We start from the raw sequence: 16337 nt of genomic DNA, 5'->3' as shown, positions 1-16337 counted from the left end.
TACCGCAGGGCAAGCAGATTGCAGGGTTACAGATTACGGATTGCGAAAGCGGGGGCGAAACCCGATGCTCGTGTACGAATGCGTGCGAACGCTGCTGAGGTACAGCGCACCAAGGCCGGCAGCGCCGCCATTGCTGCGCGGGCCGCCACGGAGCGGGAGCCGTTCCCCGGACAGATTCGTGTAAAGGTTGCCTGTGGGGTCGTCCACGCCTTTGGGCACAATGAGCGCACGCTTCAGCGCATCACTGGCGCCAGTTGCGGTCATCGATGCCCATGTCTGATTGCCGGGCATATCCCAGCCGGTGTCGGTATAGCTGGACTCGGCAGGGATATCATTATCTGGACTCAAAAAGATGCGGCCATCGATCATCTTGAATCCCAGAGACCATTCCCAGACGTTGCCCACCAGGTCAGATATGCCGCTCATGGTGCCGTCGTGACGCCACTGAACCGGGCCTGATCCGGTTAGTATGTTGCCGATGCCGGAGTTGTCGCCGGGGATGTAGGTATCGCCATCCTGCCGGGTGCCTGTCTCCCAGCGATTATCGTGGTGTCGACCATGGTTGGTGTTGCCTCGGGGCTCAAATCCGTTCGCCATGCACCATAGAGCAACCGCTGACCAGTCCCAGGTGGTCATCAGGTCAAAGCCCGAACCGCAGGCCTGGCAGGCTGCGCGGGCTTGATCGAAATCGATAGACCGACCGGTTTCCACGCCGGGCTGACTGACGCCCTCTCCGTTGACCACTGAGCCTGGATACGCCCCGACCCATATTTCGGCGTCGGTCTCGGCCCCGAACCTGAACGCCTCATGAACGCCAGACCCTAGCTCGCCACCCGGCGCGATATCCTCGCAGAGAAACTGGGGTTGCCGAACGAAATACGAGGGCTGACCAAGCGCCGTATAAAACACGGTCATGCGCCCACCAGATGCAGACTCTACAGAGCGGCGCAGGCCGTCGAGCACGCCGGGGGCTTTGGGGGCCAGGTCATTGACCTCTGCATCGGTTGTGTATTGAGGGTGCGGGTTGCTGGCGCTTTGGTGGCTTGAAACAGCGGAGGAGGCTGCGCCGGCCTCGTCAAACTCGCTTGCGTCGGAGTAGGCTGCAGAGCCCAGATCGCTATTCAATGGTATTTGAGCCTGACCGGTGCCCACGTCGACAACAGCAGCACTGCCAAGCTCATCCAGGGTCAAAGAGGCTTTCTGCCAGTTCGCCGCACCGTTGGTCGCATCGACGCAGAGCCAGATTTCACCGGTACTGGTGTTGATCCACCGGGACATCGGTTCGTACCCGGCGCTGGCGTCGTCGGCTGCCGTGGGGTCGGTGGCGGCTGACAAGTTGTTCTGGCGCTTGGCCTCGTAGCTTCCGGACAGGTCCACAGCGCCGGCCCGGCCGTCAACACTCTGGACTGGTGCCGCCGCTGAGGCCTGCGAGTTAAAATCGCTGATCGTGCTGGCCGGTTGAGTCCCGGTGTGCGTTGAGCGGTCGCGCAGTTGTGCATCGGTCGCGTTCTTCGTGGCACCGGGCTCAATACCTGAGAGCTTGGACTGTTCTGCGTCAGTGTAGTCGTTGGTGGACAGGCCCTTGCCGGCCACCTTATCCACCTTGGCCGCCAGCGCATTGCTCAGATCAGCCTGGTTGGCCAGGTTGCCGCTGATCTGCCCCCAGATGGCGGTCTGGTCCGTGAGCTGCACATAGCCTGACCCACTCCAGCGGTACATATAGCCGGTATCCTGGGCGATGTAGACCTTGTCGGTTTCGCCGGACGCCGGGAACGAGGCCAGATCGGCGTATACAGTGACCTCTTCCAGAACGCTCAGGTCGGGTTTGTTGGTCAGGTCATTGTAGTCGCCAGAATTGGCAACAGCGGCAAGGTCGGCTTTCTGCGCATACTGCGAGTGCGGATCCGCTGCCTGTTCGTGACTTGTCACGGCATTGGATGCTGCGCCTGCCGGGTCTGCTCCCACCTGAGCGGGCGTATAGTCGCCAGCCTGCGCCGTTACCGCGCCGGTCCGGCCGTGGACGGAACTGACAGCGCTTACCTGCCGCCAGGTGATCGGGGCGAAGTTTTTCAGCTCCCAGATCGTGTCATCGCTGAGCTGGTGCGCCCATTTCAGGACGTCCGAGATCAGCGGGGCTATGGCAAGGCGCTCTGCCTCGTCAGCCACCACCCACCGATAAGGGTCGTGCATGTGTTCTCTGGGGATGTCTTTATGTTGTACGGCCATCAGTCTGTTGCCCTCACGTATTCATCATCGGCCATGACCGGATCGCCACCGGCGTAAATCGCATCGATGGGGATCGCCTCGCCGAAGGTGTCTTTCAGATTCTGGATCGTTACCCGGTAAAGCTTGCCTTCGCGCTCCACGATCATCGTGTCGCCATCTTCCGGTGGGGCGTTCAGCAGGGGCAGGGAGGCAAGATTGGCTCCGCTACCAGGGCGGCCCGGTGGCCCCGGAGGCCCGGGCTGGCCTTTCAGGTCTACCCACTTGCCCCAGTGGTCCCGCTCGCCATCCTCAAAGCGCAGGCGCGTCCCTTTCCACTGGTGTTTCGGCATGGGCCCGACGTCGCCATCCTCACCGGGATCGCCCTTGGCATCGGCCAGTATCTGGTCACGCTCCGCCTGCGCCTGCGCCTTGGCATCTTCGACAATCTGTCGGGCGCGCTCTTCCAGGGCTTCAAGCTGCGCGTCGTGCCGCTCCTGCTGAATTTTCAGGGTGCGCTTGCGCTCCCTCAGTGCCTTGAGGTAATCACTCATCGCTCAGGTCGGCCAGGACCTGCTCGGCACCCTGGCGCTCCAGTTGCTTGATGCGGTAGTCCTCTTTCTGCAGCTTGCGGGCGTGCTCTCGGGCCTCCCGGGCTTCCTCGGCTGCATGCAGGGCCAGCTCCAGTCGGTGTTCAGCTTCGCGCTGAGTTGACTGCTCCCGGGCCTCAATCTCACGCACCAGGGCCTCCATGCGGGTTTTTCGCTCGTCATCCGCCGCCAGCGCCTCAGACTCTGCCCGGGCCTTGGCAATCTCGCCTTGCAGCCGGTTGAGCTCGTCCGCAGACCGGTTCATGGCCTCCTCGGCATCGTGGGCACGAGCCTCTGCCTCCAGCGCCTTCGCCTTGGCTTTGTTGGCCTCGGCGATGGCCTGGTTGGCCGTGCTGGCTGCCACCGACTCCATGGCTGCACCGCGAGCCTTTTGCGCCTCAGCCTGGGCCACCATGTCAGACCGGGCCCGGGCGCTGCTGCGCTCGATCTCCGGATCGTAGACCGTGGTGGTGGAGTAAACCCCAGCCCGTTGGTCATCTGCCTGTTCAGCGGCACGCTCACGGCGCACCTGGTCGGGGTCGTTGCCCCGGCTGTGTATGACGTCAGACTGCGAGCGCAGACCGGCCTTGACCTCCATGGTGAGGGCTTGCACGTCCTGCACCGGGTGGAAGTAGGGCCATGCCGGCGGAACCCAACGAACGGTGTCATCAATCGAATCTCGCGCCACACCAGAAAGCTTGGCCGCAGTCAGCCAGGCCGCCTTGATAGGGCGCATCATCTGCCGGATAACCCGGTGCCACTGGTGCTGCTCTACCCGGCGTCGATATTCGTTGATCAGGACGCGGACCGTGCGGTCTGACATGCCCTGGAAGTCGCCGGTCAGCAACTCGTAGGGCAGCCCGAAACCGGCGGCAATGTCCCGGCCGTTGACCCGGGCGAACGCCTCATACTCACCGCCCAAGGAAGGCAGACTGGGGAACTTGACGTCCTCACCCGGGTACAGGGTGTAAGCGCTGCCTGGTTCAATCTCCGCCATTTCCCGGCCATCGATGGATTCGCCGGTGATCGGATCCACGCCCTCAGTCTCCGGCACCGGGCGGGTGAACACGGCGGTCAGGCTGCTGGCAAGCTTCTGACGCTCCAGCGTTGCCTCGTCAAAGTCGTTTTTCTGCTGCATCCGCTGTAGCACGGTGGCCAGAGGCGGGAAGCCCCGAACCTGTCCTGGGCGCAGCGGCTCGTAAATGTGAATGATGCGATCTGCCGGAACCCGGGTCAGCTCACCCTGTGAGACCTGCAGGCCGTAGTTATCACCGGGGTGCTGTTTGTGGACCCAATAGGCCACGCGCTGGCCGATGCCGTTGAACTCCACGCCCTGAACAATGCGATTGCCGTTGCTCAGGATCGGGAAGTTCTGCAGGGGCACCATATCGGCCTCCAGCAACTCCACCTGCATGGGAACCGCCAGTCCGTCGGAGGCCCTGCGTGGCCGCAGCCTGATAAAACACTCGCCCGTCTCCCGCCATGCGCGGACGGCGGCTTCCTGCAGGCCATAGATATCGTAGATGCCGGAGGCGTCGCACTCGTCCTCGAACTCTCGCCACAGGGCGGACAGGGGCCGCTCTTCAAAGCGAGGCACGATGCCCGTGCCCACGATGTTGGTGACGTCCAGGTCTATGGCGCGACTGGCCAGGGGGATGTTTCGGACAGCGTCACGCGCCCGCATGCGAGCCGTGCGCAGGTTTGCCAGGTTGGCGATGTTGGGGCCGGGGTCGCCCTTATCACGGAACGCCTTGTTCCCGGGCTTCCCCGCCTGCCAGAAGGCCATTACGGGAGGATGTTTATTGGTCAAAATCCGGTTCCTCGCATTGGCCAGATCCGCCGGCGGCTACCGGACTCACTGCGGGCCAGCTCGGTACGGATGGCGTCACGAGCCCTCAGCAGTTCGTCAATGTCCCGATACTCAACCGTGCGGTCATTAAACGTAACGCGCCGCTCACCCAGGGCGATGGCGCGATTGATTGCATCCAGATCCGATGCCGTGAAGCTCATGCCTTACCCCCATGAGAATAAGGGGCTCCGAAGAGCCCCGGTCAGGGCTTAGGTGCGCTTGGCGCGCTGGAGCATCTTGGGCCGGGTGGCGATCGGCAGCGGGTAGCTGTAGACCTCGACGTCAACGAAGGCGTTACGGCGCTCGTCCGGGATGACCAGGGAGTACACGTCCTGGCCGGGCAGGTTGATGGTGTCGAAGAACTCACCCGGGCTGTAGGCCATCAGGAAGGCGCCCGGAGCGTTCACCGGGTAGAACTTCGCCTTGTCTGTGCCTACGGCTACGGTGGATCCATCATCGGTGCCCCGGTAGTTGATCCAGCGGATGCCGCCGTAGACAAACTGCTCGTAAGCCATGCCCACGTCGTTGCGCAGATCGGCGGCCTGCTGAGTGCCCAGATAGGTCTCGCGAACTTCCGGGTGCGCTACCAGGTCATCCCAGAACGCATCGCCCACAACAGCCTCGACGATGGTCCGGCCGGGCACCCATGCGCCCGCGGCGGCCTTCATCATCTGGCGCACCACCTGGTTGCACTTCTTGCGAACCGCGCCAGAGGCCGGAGAGGTGTTGTCCAGGTCAAAGTCAATCTCTGCATCCTGGCTCACGCCAAAGGCGTCGAAGTAGTCCTCGATGACAGAGCCGTCCGCATCCACTACCTGGCCCTGAATGGCGCCAAGCATCATGTTCTCCCAGGTCAGCTCGATATCACGCATCAGGCCGGCGGGGCCGTTAAGGCGATCAGCCACCTCAGACTGAACCTGCATCAGCTCGGTCTCGGAGCCAAAGGCGCGGATGTTGGCCAGCTCACTGGCAGTGATCCGGTCGCTCTTGGCGATACGCACGGTGCGGAAGTCGCGCAGGGTGCGCTTACCGGCAGAGCTCGCCTCGGGGGCTGCGCCGCGGGGGCTGGTCGGGATCAGGCTCAGTACGCCGGCCTTGCTCTCGATTGCCACGGTTTCAGTGCGGACCCGCTTTGGGGTGAAGATGCCCCGGTTTCGCAGGAAGCTCGGCTGGAACTCCTGCTCGTTCAGGGCTTCGGTCAGCGAAACCATGCTGAAGGCGTCGCTGTTGAAGATGTCCATAGTAGCCATTTGTAATCTCCAGTTCAGATCGTTGTGGCCAACAAGCAGTGCCAGCCGGTTTCGGATTTATCGGACGATGATGCCAAGCTCGGCCAGGGCCGCGGCGGCGGTCTCGATCTCGCCTTCGGTCGCGCCAGCGAAGAAGGCCAGGTCTGCACCGGTTACCTCGCAGTCTCGGGCCAGAATGACGCCGGTCTGGGCTGCGTCGGTCGCATCCACCGCGTCGAACAGGACGCCTGCCGGGGTTTCAGAGCCGTCGGCGTTGCCCGGGTTGTACTCGGCATAACCGCCAGCAGTCAGCGCACCGACCACATGACCTGCCTGCAGATTGTTGCCAGCGGCCACGGTTACGGTATCGCGGCTGCGGTGGCCGTTCGCTTCGGAGATGATGAACTCGCCGGCATGCCGGGATTCAGTAAAAGTAGCCATTACCATTTACCTCTCGGTTGGGTTTTCTTGAAGGCTTTTGCCCAGCTTGAGCGGGCTTCTTTCTCTGCCTGACCGTCTTCCTGGCCGGGCAGAATGACCGGGTCGGCGTTGCGGGCTTCGTCGTCCGCCGCCTGGGCGTCGAGGATGCGCTGCTTCGCGTCGTCCAGCGTGATGCCCTCGCGCAACCAGTCTGCCGCCTTGGCGGCAAAGCCTCGCTCAACACAAAGGGCGACAATTTCAGCGGTCTTGGCTTCGGGGTTTTCCTCCGAGGCCTCAGCGTTCGATTCCGGCTGCTGCGGTTCAGCAGGCTCGGTCGGGGCTGCTGGCTTCTCGATCTCGGCAACTTTGGCCAGGATCTCGGCAGGAATATCCATCGCCTTGGCCATGGCCACCGCTGCCGGTTGAGCCAGGGATTCGACGGTGTCGGCAAAGCCAAGCTCTACCGCTTCAGCGGCAGTCAGCCAGGTCTCGTCATCCAGCAGATCCTTGATGGCTTCTTCGTCCTTGCCGGTCCGTGCCGTGTAGGTGGCCAGCAGGGTCTTTTCGAATTGCTCAAGGTCATCTGCGGTCTTGCGCAGCTCCGCCGCATTACCCATCGCAAACGTCCACGGGTTGTGCACCATCATCAGGGCGTTTGCCGGCATGGTGATCTCGTCACCGGCCATGGCAATCACGGACGCGGCGCTGGCCGCGATGCCGTCAATGCGGACGCTGACCAGGGCAGGGTGGGTGCGCAGGAAGTTGTAAATGGACAAGCCGTGATCCACTTCGCCGCCCCGGCTGTTGATGTTGACGTTGATCATCTCAACATCGCCGGCGGCCTCCACTTCCCGGATCAGCTCGCTATCAGAGACGCCCCATTCGCCGATAAAGCCGCGAATGCTGACGCTGACCTCCTTCCGGTCCGCCTGGGCGCGGACATCAAACCATTTTTTCGCCATCTTGGATCTCGCTGTCGCATTGATCGGGTCGATGGTTACATGGTTGCAAAACGGTTTTGGTCGCGCCTGTCTTGGGGTGGGTGGCTACACGAACTCCGCTTTCTTGAAACCGCCGGACTTCTTGAAGCCGGACTTCTCGCGCTTGCGGGGTTTCTGTTCGGATTGCATTTCCCGGCGCTCTTCGCGGCTGATGCGCTCGCTGTTCTCCAGCACTGGACGGGCCCAGGCCGGCGGCTTGTCCCAGCGGATTTTTGCTGTGCCCAGCTTCAGGGAGGCAGCGCGGTTCATGCAGGCCAGGTCAAGGGCCTCGTTGCGCTTGCGGACTTTCTTCCAGCGGCCATCGGTCTGCCGGATCTCTGCCTGCCACTCATCCCAAAACCAGGCACCCAGCCATCGGGGGAAGTGAAGGCGGGACGTTCCGGCATCGGAACGGCGGGCCGCGTTGGTAACGGCGTCCTTCAGCAGGTTGGGATTACAAATCAGCAGGGGAACTTCGGCCTTGGCGGCAGACGGCACCTTGCTTTCCTTGATCTGCGGCGCATTCCGGGCGGACGCGCCTTTGTACAGACAGACCCGGTGCGCCAATCGGTTGCGGGCGCATTTCAGATACCAGCGGTAAGCGTTTTCGCTGACGCCATCTTCGCCGCCGGAATCCACGATGGTCATGCGCACCCGCAATTCCTGGCCGTCCTCGTGGGTGCGGTAGGTGGCGCTAACAACCTTATCCGTGATGGTGTCCCAGTCCTCCGGGTAGCTGGCCGGATCAAGCGGGGCCGGCTCACCGTCGAGGCCCTCGCGGGGGCTTTCCTTGATCTCGTATCGGTCAATCAACCACTCCTCGCGGTCCGGTCCATGGGCGTGCACCTGGACAACGAACCGGGCATTCTGGCCGCCCTGTACGTCCACCGCGGCCGTGAGGAACCGGGCCTGCTCGGGGACGATGTAGCGCTCGAAGTCCTCGGCATTGTCGGCAGGGTTGGTACGCGCCGCGTCCTCCAGCATGGCCCGGGGCAGGTATGGCAAGCCCCAGTCCACATTGGTGACCGTCTTCAGCGCCTTCTCGCTGCGGGTGACCTCGTAGGTTTCGGTGGCGGTTTCCAGCTTTTCGGCCAGGCTGGCCCAGGTCTGAAAGCCGGCGGCGGGGCCCTCCATCCAGAACGAGGCAATCCGTCCGCCTTTCGGCGTGCCAAGCATTTCGCCGTCCGGCGTGAGGGAGCAGCCCTCCGGCACCCAGCGGCCGTTCATGTTCAGGCGCTTCTTTTCGGCCTGGGAGACCTCGCAGCCGCAATGAGGGCAGAACACGGCCCGGGAGGCAACGTTGAAGTTCTGCTGGATCGGCTGGAACCACTCCCGGCACTGGCCCTGCGGGCACTGCCAGTACCACCGGCGGCGGTCGCCACGGTTATACAGATCGAGGATGCCGGTGGTGGGCGGGGCCATGTGTGGGCAGTCTGTCGGCTGGCGCCAGTTGGGGTCGGTGATCTCCCGCCCGGGTGAGCTCTCCGCCAGCGTCATGCCAGTTGATCCGAACGTCTGGGTCCGCTTTGAGGCCAGTGTGAACGGGTCACCCTCGCCACCGACATCCTCCGCCAGCCGGTCAAAGTCGGTGATCAGCACAAACTTGAAGTCGGAACTGGCCATGACGTTCTTCGATGGCCACTTGATGCCCAGGTAATTGCCGGCACGGAAAATCTTGTCGTGAACGTTGTTGTCGTGACCTCTTGGGCTGAGTCGCTTTGCCAGGGCCGGGGAGTGCGTTAGCATCCGGTCAACCCGCTTCTTGCTGAACTCCCGGGCTTTGTCCTCGCTGATCTGGATGACGAGTCCGTCGGATGGGTCGCACTCGACCTCGTAGGCGATATAGCCGTCGACAAGCGCTTGAGTCTTCCCCGTGCGAGCTGGAGCGACGAATATCACGGCGTCGTACTTTCGGCCACCCATGCAATCAAGGGGCTCGACCATATAAGGGGTGGCGTCCGGGCTCCAATCCCGGACCGTGCCGTCACCGCCAACCACTTTCATGAATTCGGCGGCCGCCTGACTGGGCTTGATGCGGCGCGGCGGGCGTATCAGCTCTGCCACGTCCATGCGAATCATGCGGGCACTGCCGTAGCTACTCATTGACCGCCAGCTCCTCTTCGTCGTCCACAATGGCGCGGTACATCTGCTCACGCAGGTTGTCGGTCACACCCTCTACCAGGTCGATGGCCTCACCCGGCAGGCCGGCATCCCGTTCCAGCAAGTCGGGCAGGCTGTCCAGTGAGCTGGCGATGCTCTTGGCAAGCTGGCTCATTTCTCGGTGTACCTCCTCAATCGGGATAAGCGCCCGCATTTCTTTCTCCAGCTTGATTCGCTCGTTCTCTGACTGGTACCAGTCCTTACGATCCTTGGGCATCATCTCGTCAGGGTCAGTCCCGGTGCCAGTGACAACATCACCAAACAGGGCCGGGCCAACATCCTTCAGGGCGTAAACGCTGACGCCGTTCTTCTGGCCCGCAGGCACAACACCGGCAGCACGCAGACGCCCCCGAACCGTACCCCGGTCCATGCCGAACGCATCCGCAATCCGGGTGATGTTCCAGTTGTAGGCATCCGCCAACTTGTTGATTTCAGCCGCCACCTTCACCACCCACTAAGCCGCAGCCCATGTGCCCCAAGGGCTCGCGGTGGTGGAGCCATGGGAAGCCGAAAATTTGCCGAAAAGCGCGGTTCCGCGTCCCCGTGTGGCGCCCGGCCGCGCAGGGACCCCAGGCCTCTGAATGGAAAGGACTTTTTGTTTCCGGCCTACCCATTACTCAGTTCCCGCTCCATCTCCTGACGCTCATGCCACTGGGCGTTGGCTTTGTTCCCGTTGAGCATGTACTTGATTCGATTCACGCTGACGCCAAGCACCCAGGCGATGCGCCGCTCAGACAATCCTGTCTGCTTGAGGAACCGGGCCTTGGCTCTCTGAGCCAGGTGGGGTCGCTCAAGGGAGGGGGGGTGGATTGTCTGACCGCCGTAGAGTGCAACCAGGTGGAGCAGGTTTTCATAACCGATGTCCTGGGCTATCGGGTGATCGGGTTTCGGGTTGTCGGGAATGTAGAGTGTCTGGCCGCCCCAGATCTGGCATACCAGCATCATCACCTCGAGTCCTGCCTCTTGCGCGATCTCTTCTACCAGCGTCACGACCTGCCTCCGTTACTGCTTGTTGCTGTTTGTTCTATGTCCGTCGACCCACTCCCTGACTGCCTGCTTGTCGGCGTCGCACTGGCGCAGCTCGCTTTGAAGCACGGCGCAGTACTCTGGTAGGTCGCCCCAGGTTCGGCCTGTGTACTCGGGTACCGGGCTGGGCTGGAGCAGGGGGGAGGGAGGGTAGACATATTCAGTCCTGTACTCGATCACCGGCGTTGTGCCGCAGGCTGTCAGCCACGGCGCCAGGATGAGGGCGGATAGCACACGTATCGCCTTCCAGCGCCCTGCGCAATTCATTGATGGTTTCACGGGCATTCCCCTCTATCGCCTGTTTCTCTTGCAGGGTGCGGGTGACCAGCTCGTCCCGGCGCTCGACTTCCAGCTGGAGGGCCTGGTAGTCCTCGGATAGTCGGCGGGCCGTCTCGGTCAGCTGTTCGTTCTGTTGCTGGAGGTTGCCCACCTTCTCGCTCAGGCGGTCGTTCTGGCTGTTCAGGTAGAGCAGGGCGGCAGCCATGGCCAGAACCAGGGCAAGGACGGCGCCGGCCACCCAGGGTAAGGCTTTCGATGTGAGCAGCTTGGCGATCATGGCTTTCTCCTGGTGAATGACTCGATGGCATTGTTGCCGTAGTAACCGATGACGATGACGACAAAGCCCCAGGCCAGCCCCTCGATCAGGGGGATAACCGCCTCGCGGATGGGAGCGAATAGGGCGGCTGCCAGGGTGACCAGCAGGGCAGCCATGGCCGTGTAAGCCAGACGCCGGCGGTGCTTCCAGTAGCGCTCCGGATCCGGGTGTGGGTCTGTCACTGCTGCACCCTCCTGCCTGCTTTCCACTCCGCTCGCCAAGCGAACAGCCTGTGGTACCGCTGATACATTTGATGTTGCCACTTCGCCAGGTGGGCGGCCTGCCGGGATACCTCCGGCCTTAGCCTCCCCTCCATTTCCTTCAGCGCATCCCTGTAGGCGCCCCGGTTGCCGGTTTCCGCAATATCCAGCAGCTTGTTTGCCTCGATGTGTTCACGCCTCACCCGCGGGCCCTCGCTGCCTCAAGCCGTCCACCCTTTCGGCAAATAGCCCCCATGGGCCGCTTCGAACAGCTCCAGCCCGTCCGATGTCTTGGTCATGGCCACGTCACCGGTAGCAGCGAGGTTGTGCAGCGCCTGCCTGACATTCGCCGGCTTGGCCTTCAGCGCACGACTGACCTCGCTCACCATCTGTGCATCCATGCCATGCAGGTACTCGAGCACTTCCGCTTCCAGGTCATCCAGCATCACGCAGCCCCCTTGATCGTCACCACTTCCAGATCCACCAGAACGCGCCAGGTCCGCATCTGGGCCCGGCGCAGATACCAGTCCTTATGTTCTGCCTCCATGGCTGGCCACCTGGCCCGGCCGTCGATCACCGCATGGCAGGCGTCACAGGCAAAGCATGCGCTCAGGTCGTCGCTCTTCCTGGCAATGCCATGGCTCTCGTCCGGCAGGTGAGCCAGTACCGTGGTCGACCAGTCACCGCAGCAGGCGCCAACAATCTGCAGGGTGCAGGCCTGGCCACGGGCTGCCTCACGGATCTTCTTTGAACGGATGGGTGTGGTTTTCTGCAGCATGTTCAGTCCCCGTGATACTTCATGCCCATGGGGCCGTGGCCCCGTGTTTCGCCATACCCACGGCCGGCGCTGTCGTCGCTTTGGTCGGCCGCCAATTTACGGCGAAGGCTCGCCAGCTCCCGCTCCTTCTCCTCCAGCCGGATGCGCAACTGGACCACGGCATCCTCCGGATCCAGCGCATCCCCTGTATCCACTCGGAGGGCGCCAAGCCCTGCGCAGGCATTGCACGTCATTTCGTAGAACATAGGCTTCACCAGCCCTCGGCCATGACACTGCTTGCAGCGCTTCAGCGGGATCTTGTCCCGACTCAGGGCCGGCCCCAACCGCTTGTTCATACACCGCTCCGCTGGCGGGCTACCTCTTCCCGCACGTCGTCCATGGCTACCCGGTAGTGCCGGGTCAGGAATGGCAGGGACAGGTCAGCAGCACGACGCTCCAGCGAGGCCCGCTCCTTCCGGCAGGCGATCACCAGGGCGCGGTCATCCTCGGCCATCCCCTCAACGTGTCCGCCAGCAACCAGCCTGCGGATAGCCATCGTGCTGCACTCTAGCTTGCCGGCCAGGCTCTTATCAGAGAGCTGGTCGATCTCCTGCCTCAGCCTGTCGCCGGATCGGACGTCCTCGGCAGCCTTGCGAACCCGAAGACGGCACATGTCGTCCGGCACCGGCTCGCGATCGGCTTCCTCGAACATGGCCTCAAGAGCCTTGAGTGCCTGAGATGGTCTGATGGTCATGCTGCACCGCTCCCCAATCGCTTCGTTTGACTCTCCACCGCCAGCTCGAGGAACTGGTCGGTCTTGTCGTGATGGATCTGGACCACACCCTGATCCCCTCCGCCCTGGTACACCAACCGGGCTCGTTCTTTATCGCCGACGAGTGCAGGCTGCTCTTTCGCACGACCACGCAGGAACTCTGAATGCTGACTGTTCTCGTGCTCGCTGGTACCGATGAGCTTGCGGGGAAAGCTGTCCGGAGGGTTCACGGTGAAGCCCTGGTAAAGCTTCATGAAGTTGTTCCGGAGGAACGGGTATTCCTTCTCGTCCGTGAGGGCGATCTTCTGCCAGCCACCAAGGCGTTCAATGGCCGCGTGAATTTTCGGATCATCGAATACGACCGAGCGGTAGTTGCCCACGCAACGGATCGCATAGTCGACTTTTGCCCAGGCCTCACCGCTGGCGGACTGGCTGCTGCCCTGAAGCAGGCGAACGATGTCTGCCGGCTTTGGCGGAAATTGGCCGTGGTCAGGATTCGTAATGTGTCGTGAGATGGCCCGTTCGATGTCCGCCAGCGAGAAGGCAATCAGCGACTGAAAGACCATGTAGACCACACGGGGCTCCATGCGTTTGCCATAGATCTCGTAGGCTTGGGTCCAGAGCGCGTCAAACGCTTCGAGGTCATTGGTGTTCATAGGTCACCCCCTGCTGGCTGGCCATGCGTTGTTCGTGGATTTTGCGGAGCTCAGCGGCACGGTCGACGCCCTGCGAACCTGCTGACTTGCGTATCTCGGTCTTGCGCTGCAGGACCAGCTGGGGCCACTTGTCGCGGAGCTTGTCCGGGCTCTGGATGTTGGCCGACCAGAACTCATGCTGGCGGCACCACTCGTACAGCATCCGGATGTGACGATGCTCGCGGCCGTCCTGTTCGCGCATCAGCCGAACGGTGTTCGCCCACCGGGAGAAGTTCGGCGCCCGTGGTTTGTCCGGCCCGAGTTGTTCCGCCAGCTGGTCCCACATCCACGTCGCAAGGTCGAGGTCTTCCTGGGTGCCCCAGTACCGGCCATTCTCGATGGCGGCATCTGGCCTTGAGGGCTCGGTCGATTCACTGGGTTGCTCTGAAGCGACAGCGGGGGGAGGTGTGTCCGGCCGATCAGGCCCGGACGATCTTTTTGCCGTAATCTCTGAGGTAGTCTCTGTAGTAATCTCTGTAATAGATTGGCGCTTTCCGCCATCACTGTCTGGCGCTTTCGTGCAATCTTGATTGGCGCTTTCCGCCATACTGGTTGCACCATCTGTACAAACTTGATTGGCGCTTTCCGACAAACTGTTGTTTTCATTGTCTGTACATTCTTGATTGGCGTTTTCCGCCATTCTGGACGACAGCGCTTCCAGAGCGGATTCAAGCGCTTCAACGTTCACACGGAAGTGGAGCCGGGCCGGAACCCCTTTGCGGTGTTCTTCCAGGAACCCGGCCTCGGTTAGCCGCCGGCGGGCGGTCTCCTGCTCGCGCCTGGTCATGCCGGTCTCGTCTTGCCACTCCTTCTGGGACTTGTAGAACCAGCCGTCAGCCGCCCGGGTTCTGGTGCGCCAGTAGAGCGCCTGGGACAACATCATGGCACCACACATGCCAAGCCCCAGGTCTACAAAGGCGCGGTTGAACGCGATGGGGCGAGCCATTATTTCGATGATGCTCATGCCGCCTTCTCCTCGTTATCGAATAGCAGGTGAGTGAAGCGGCCATCCCAGTCCTTGCGCATAACCAATTTCCCTTGTTCGTACTGGGCATAGAGCCACTTGGCGCCCTTCTGGGTGAGAATCACCTTCTCGCAGGGGCGCTTATCCTTGTTCAGGTAGCGGCGCTCGGTGAACAGCTTGTCACGGTAGGCTGCAGCGCTGCGGTACCCATGCGCCGTCTTCAGGAGGCGCTTACGCTCAACCAGCAGGGGCTGGACGCGGTTCAGGTTTACGCCGTTCAGCATCCGGCAGAACTCGACAGGGGTCAGGCCCGCTTTCAGGTTGTCAGCCAGGTCGTTGCACACCGCATTCAGGCGGTCGGTTTCTTGCCGGTAGTGGTTCACCTGGGAGTTCAGGTCCTCAATGACCACCCGGGCATGGGGGCTCAGGTTTTCCAGCCAACCCGGGGTGCTCTGCTGCTGCTCCAGTTCGTGCAGTCGCTTGATGACCTTGTGCCTCAGCGGAATGCTGTAGCCTGTCACCAGGGTCTCGGTCAGCTCCTTATCCAGGTGGAAGCACACCGTGTAACCGCGACCGTCCCGGTCCTCCCGGACATGGCCCAAATCTGGACCATCACCCAGCGCATCAAGCATTGCCCGGATATCCCGGAGGACATGTTTGTGCTGCTTACCAGTCAGCTGGGCAATCTCCCGGCTGCTCATGGTGAGCTGCTCAGAATTGATGTTCGTTATCAGTTGAGTCATAATTTCTCCGCCTTCTCAGCCCCCGCAGGCCCGCCAGCCTCTGACCGGGGGTTGTCTTTTTTCAGGCCTCTGGCCCACTCGTCGTAATCACCACATTCACGCCACCCCGCTTTACCGGGTGCTCCCGGCGCAGCACCGGGTGAATGCGAAAATGCTCGTCATCGATCCCCAGGGCATCCGCCAGCCCGTCACGGCCAGCCTTGAACGCCGCAATCACGTTGTCATCGTCCCGCCTGGCTCGGTTGGGCGGGTGGAAGTCGAGAAACAGGTGCAGATGCCCGCCAGCGGCTACGTGTTCGCGCAGGGCCTTCAGGGTTGGCCCTTCCTGATTGACGACCTTCTTCCCCTGGACCATGCAAGCCCACCGGTAGGCCTTCGCCTGACGGGAGCGTTGCGCCCAATGGGTCCGGCTGTTCGGGCTCAGAACCCGGGGAGGCCAGGGCAGAACAACCCGCAGCTTGTCGGACTGTCCCGCTTCCTCCTTTCGTGACATGTCACGTTCATCGTTACCGGGACCGAGCAGGAGCCGAATACCGGCCGGAGATTCCGCCAGCCGGGCCACCCTGGTTTCGTAGGTCGCGCCGGAGTGAACGTATTCAGTCCACTCTCCCAAGCTGTTGCTGCTCGGCTTTTCCATGGATCCTCCGTTGTCTGAATGGGATGCGGTCGCCGGAATCGAACCGGCTCCGACCTGCGCCTCACAGGCCTACACCTTTTTCCGCCTGGGTTGGGCTACACCAGGTGGGCGTGTGTCCCGGGCGGTCAGCCCGCCGCTCTGCCGTTGAGCTTCACCGCATCCCCGAAGACACTGGATCATCGATGGCCAGTCTCCCCAGTGCCCTCGGGGATGGAGTGGAAGCAGGGGCCGGACTCGAACCGGCGGTTATGAGCCTGGCGAGCTACCACTGCTCCACCCTGCAAAAACGCATTCGTGGAGGGCTCTGCCTGACGCTGGCGCGGCGGCCAGGACAGTCCTTGGCGAGGGAGCAGAGCCCTCCCGAATACGGACTGCTTGCGGCAGTCAGTCGGCACGATCACCTGGGGCGGCGGAGGTTACCTTCGGCTCGCGCTGCTGGCGTTCTATCGCCGGGACCCTGTCCCCGGCTGCATGATCGGCACTTGAGCCCCGCGGGGCCTGGCCAGCTCTACCGGCTG

Annotated in this window: 22 protein-coding genes and 1 tRNA gene; all 23 read right to left on the bottom strand. The window is 62.4% G+C overall.

From position 1 onward, the window contains the following. Positions 1-33: 33 nt before the first annotated feature. Positions 34-2190, bottom strand: coding sequence for a hypothetical protein (locus tag MLC59_RS02095; RefSeq protein WP_248230444.1), 2157 nt, complete (start codon positions 2188-2190; stop codon positions 34-36). A gap of 35 nt (positions 2191-2225) precedes the next feature. Then, a complete protein-coding gene (locus tag MLC59_RS02090; protein ID WP_248230443.1) occupies positions 2226-2756 on the bottom strand; it encodes an ATP synthase subunit B family protein in 531 nt (176 codons plus the stop codon). Then, positions 2749-4602 (bottom strand): phage portal protein, encoded by a 1854-nt coding sequence (locus MLC59_RS02085; protein WP_248230442.1) that lies wholly within the window; start codon positions 4600-4602, stop codon positions 2749-2751. The genes MLC59_RS02090 and MLC59_RS02085 overlap by 8 nt, the downstream gene beginning before the upstream one ends. Further along, positions 4599-4802: a phage head-tail joining protein gene (locus MLC59_RS02080; RefSeq protein ID WP_248230436.1), complete on the bottom strand. Its 204-nt coding sequence runs from the start codon at positions 4800-4802 to the stop codon at positions 4599-4601. Before MLC59_RS02080 ends, MLC59_RS02085 begins: the two co-directional genes overlap by 4 nt. Before the next feature lie 48 nt (positions 4803-4850). After that, entirely contained in the window at positions 4851-5891 is a 1041-nt protein-coding gene (locus tag MLC59_RS02075; RefSeq protein ID WP_248230435.1) for a major capsid protein, read from the bottom strand. A 57-nt stretch (positions 5892-5948) separates the two neighbouring features. Then, the gene (locus MLC59_RS02070) at positions 5949-6311 is read right to left on the bottom strand and encodes a head decoration protein (protein ID WP_248230432.1); all 363 of its coding nucleotides are present in this window, start codon (positions 6309-6311) and stop codon (positions 5949-5951) included. Next, positions 6311-7252, bottom strand: coding sequence for a head maturation protease, ClpP-related (locus MLC59_RS02065; RefSeq protein WP_248230430.1), 942 nt, complete (start codon positions 7250-7252; stop codon positions 6311-6313). Before MLC59_RS02065 ends, MLC59_RS02070 begins: the two co-directional genes overlap by 1 nt. 84 nt (positions 7253-7336) lie before the next feature. Next, the gene (locus tag MLC59_RS02060; RefSeq protein ID WP_248230429.1) at positions 7337-9373 is read right to left on the bottom strand and encodes a phage terminase large subunit family protein; all 2037 of its coding nucleotides are present in this window, start codon (positions 9371-9373) and stop codon (positions 7337-7339) included. Beyond that, positions 9366-9872: a DUF1441 family protein gene (locus MLC59_RS02055; RefSeq protein WP_248230428.1), complete on the bottom strand. Its 507-nt coding sequence runs from the start codon at positions 9870-9872 to the stop codon at positions 9366-9368. The genes MLC59_RS02060 and MLC59_RS02055 overlap by 8 nt, the downstream gene beginning before the upstream one ends. A gap of 164 nt (positions 9873-10036) precedes the next feature. After that, positions 10037-10420, bottom strand: coding sequence for a hypothetical protein (locus tag MLC59_RS02050; protein WP_248230427.1), 384 nt, complete (start codon positions 10418-10420; stop codon positions 10037-10039). Positions 10421-10432: 12 nt separating this feature from the next. After that, complete coding sequence (gene lysC / locus MLC59_RS20110) at positions 10433-10723, bottom strand: Rz1-like lysis system protein LysC (RefSeq protein WP_427901688.1); 291 nt, start codon at positions 10721-10723, stop codon at positions 10433-10435. Continuing rightward, positions 10617-11012 (bottom strand): hypothetical protein, encoded by a 396-nt coding sequence (locus MLC59_RS02045; RefSeq protein WP_248230426.1) that lies wholly within the window; start codon positions 11010-11012, stop codon positions 10617-10619. The genes lysC and MLC59_RS02045 overlap by 107 nt, the downstream gene beginning before the upstream one ends. Beyond that, positions 11009-11233 (bottom strand): hypothetical protein, encoded by a 225-nt coding sequence (locus tag MLC59_RS02040; protein WP_248230424.1) that lies wholly within the window; start codon positions 11231-11233, stop codon positions 11009-11011. Before MLC59_RS02040 ends, MLC59_RS02045 begins: the two co-directional genes overlap by 4 nt. Then, positions 11230-11454: a hypothetical protein gene (locus MLC59_RS02035; protein WP_248230422.1), complete on the bottom strand. Its 225-nt coding sequence runs from the start codon at positions 11452-11454 to the stop codon at positions 11230-11232. Before MLC59_RS02035 ends, MLC59_RS02040 begins: the two co-directional genes overlap by 4 nt. Positions 11455-11472: 18 nt before the next feature. Further along, entirely contained in the window at positions 11473-11700 is a 228-nt protein-coding gene (locus tag MLC59_RS02030) for a hypothetical protein (RefSeq protein WP_248230421.1), read from the bottom strand. Beyond that, positions 11697-12029 (bottom strand): nuclease domain-containing protein, encoded by a 333-nt coding sequence (locus tag MLC59_RS02025; protein WP_248230420.1) that lies wholly within the window; start codon positions 12027-12029, stop codon positions 11697-11699. Before MLC59_RS02025 ends, MLC59_RS02030 begins: the two co-directional genes overlap by 4 nt. 2 nt (positions 12030-12031) lie before the next feature. Further along, the gene (locus MLC59_RS02020) at positions 12032-12364 is read right to left on the bottom strand and encodes a hypothetical protein (RefSeq protein ID WP_248230418.1); all 333 of its coding nucleotides are present in this window, start codon (positions 12362-12364) and stop codon (positions 12032-12034) included. Next, the gene (locus MLC59_RS02015; RefSeq protein WP_248230416.1) at positions 12361-12762 is read right to left on the bottom strand and encodes a hypothetical protein; all 402 of its coding nucleotides are present in this window, start codon (positions 12760-12762) and stop codon (positions 12361-12363) included. Before MLC59_RS02015 ends, MLC59_RS02020 begins: the two co-directional genes overlap by 4 nt. Continuing rightward, the gene (locus MLC59_RS02010) at positions 12759-13436 is read right to left on the bottom strand and encodes a DUF6475 domain-containing protein (RefSeq protein ID WP_248230415.1); all 678 of its coding nucleotides are present in this window, start codon (positions 13434-13436) and stop codon (positions 12759-12761) included. The genes MLC59_RS02015 and MLC59_RS02010 overlap by 4 nt, the downstream gene beginning before the upstream one ends. After that, positions 13423-14439 (bottom strand): replication protein O, encoded by a 1017-nt coding sequence (locus MLC59_RS02005; RefSeq protein WP_248230411.1) that lies wholly within the window; start codon positions 14437-14439, stop codon positions 13423-13425. The genes MLC59_RS02010 and MLC59_RS02005 overlap by 14 nt, the downstream gene beginning before the upstream one ends. Continuing rightward, positions 14436-15182 (bottom strand): Rha family transcriptional regulator, encoded by a 747-nt coding sequence (locus MLC59_RS02000; protein WP_248230407.1) that lies wholly within the window; start codon positions 15180-15182, stop codon positions 14436-14438. The genes MLC59_RS02005 and MLC59_RS02000 overlap by 4 nt, the downstream gene beginning before the upstream one ends. 61 nt (positions 15183-15243) lie before the next feature. Then, a complete protein-coding gene (locus tag MLC59_RS01995; protein WP_248230405.1) occupies positions 15244-15819 on the bottom strand; it encodes a RusA family crossover junction endodeoxyribonuclease in 576 nt (191 codons plus the stop codon). A gap of 19 nt (positions 15820-15838) precedes the next feature. Further along, positions 15839-15979 (bottom strand) — tRNA-OTHER (locus tag MLC59_RS01990). Between the last annotated feature and the right edge of the window lie 358 nt (positions 15980-16337).

This window comes from Marinobacter bryozoorum (genome assembly GCF_023156245.1).
In the GTDB taxonomy this organism is placed as follows: Bacteria; Pseudomonadota; Gammaproteobacteria; order Pseudomonadales; family Oleiphilaceae; genus Marinobacter; species Marinobacter bryozoorum.
This window is presented reverse-complemented; position numbering and strand designations above follow the sequence as displayed.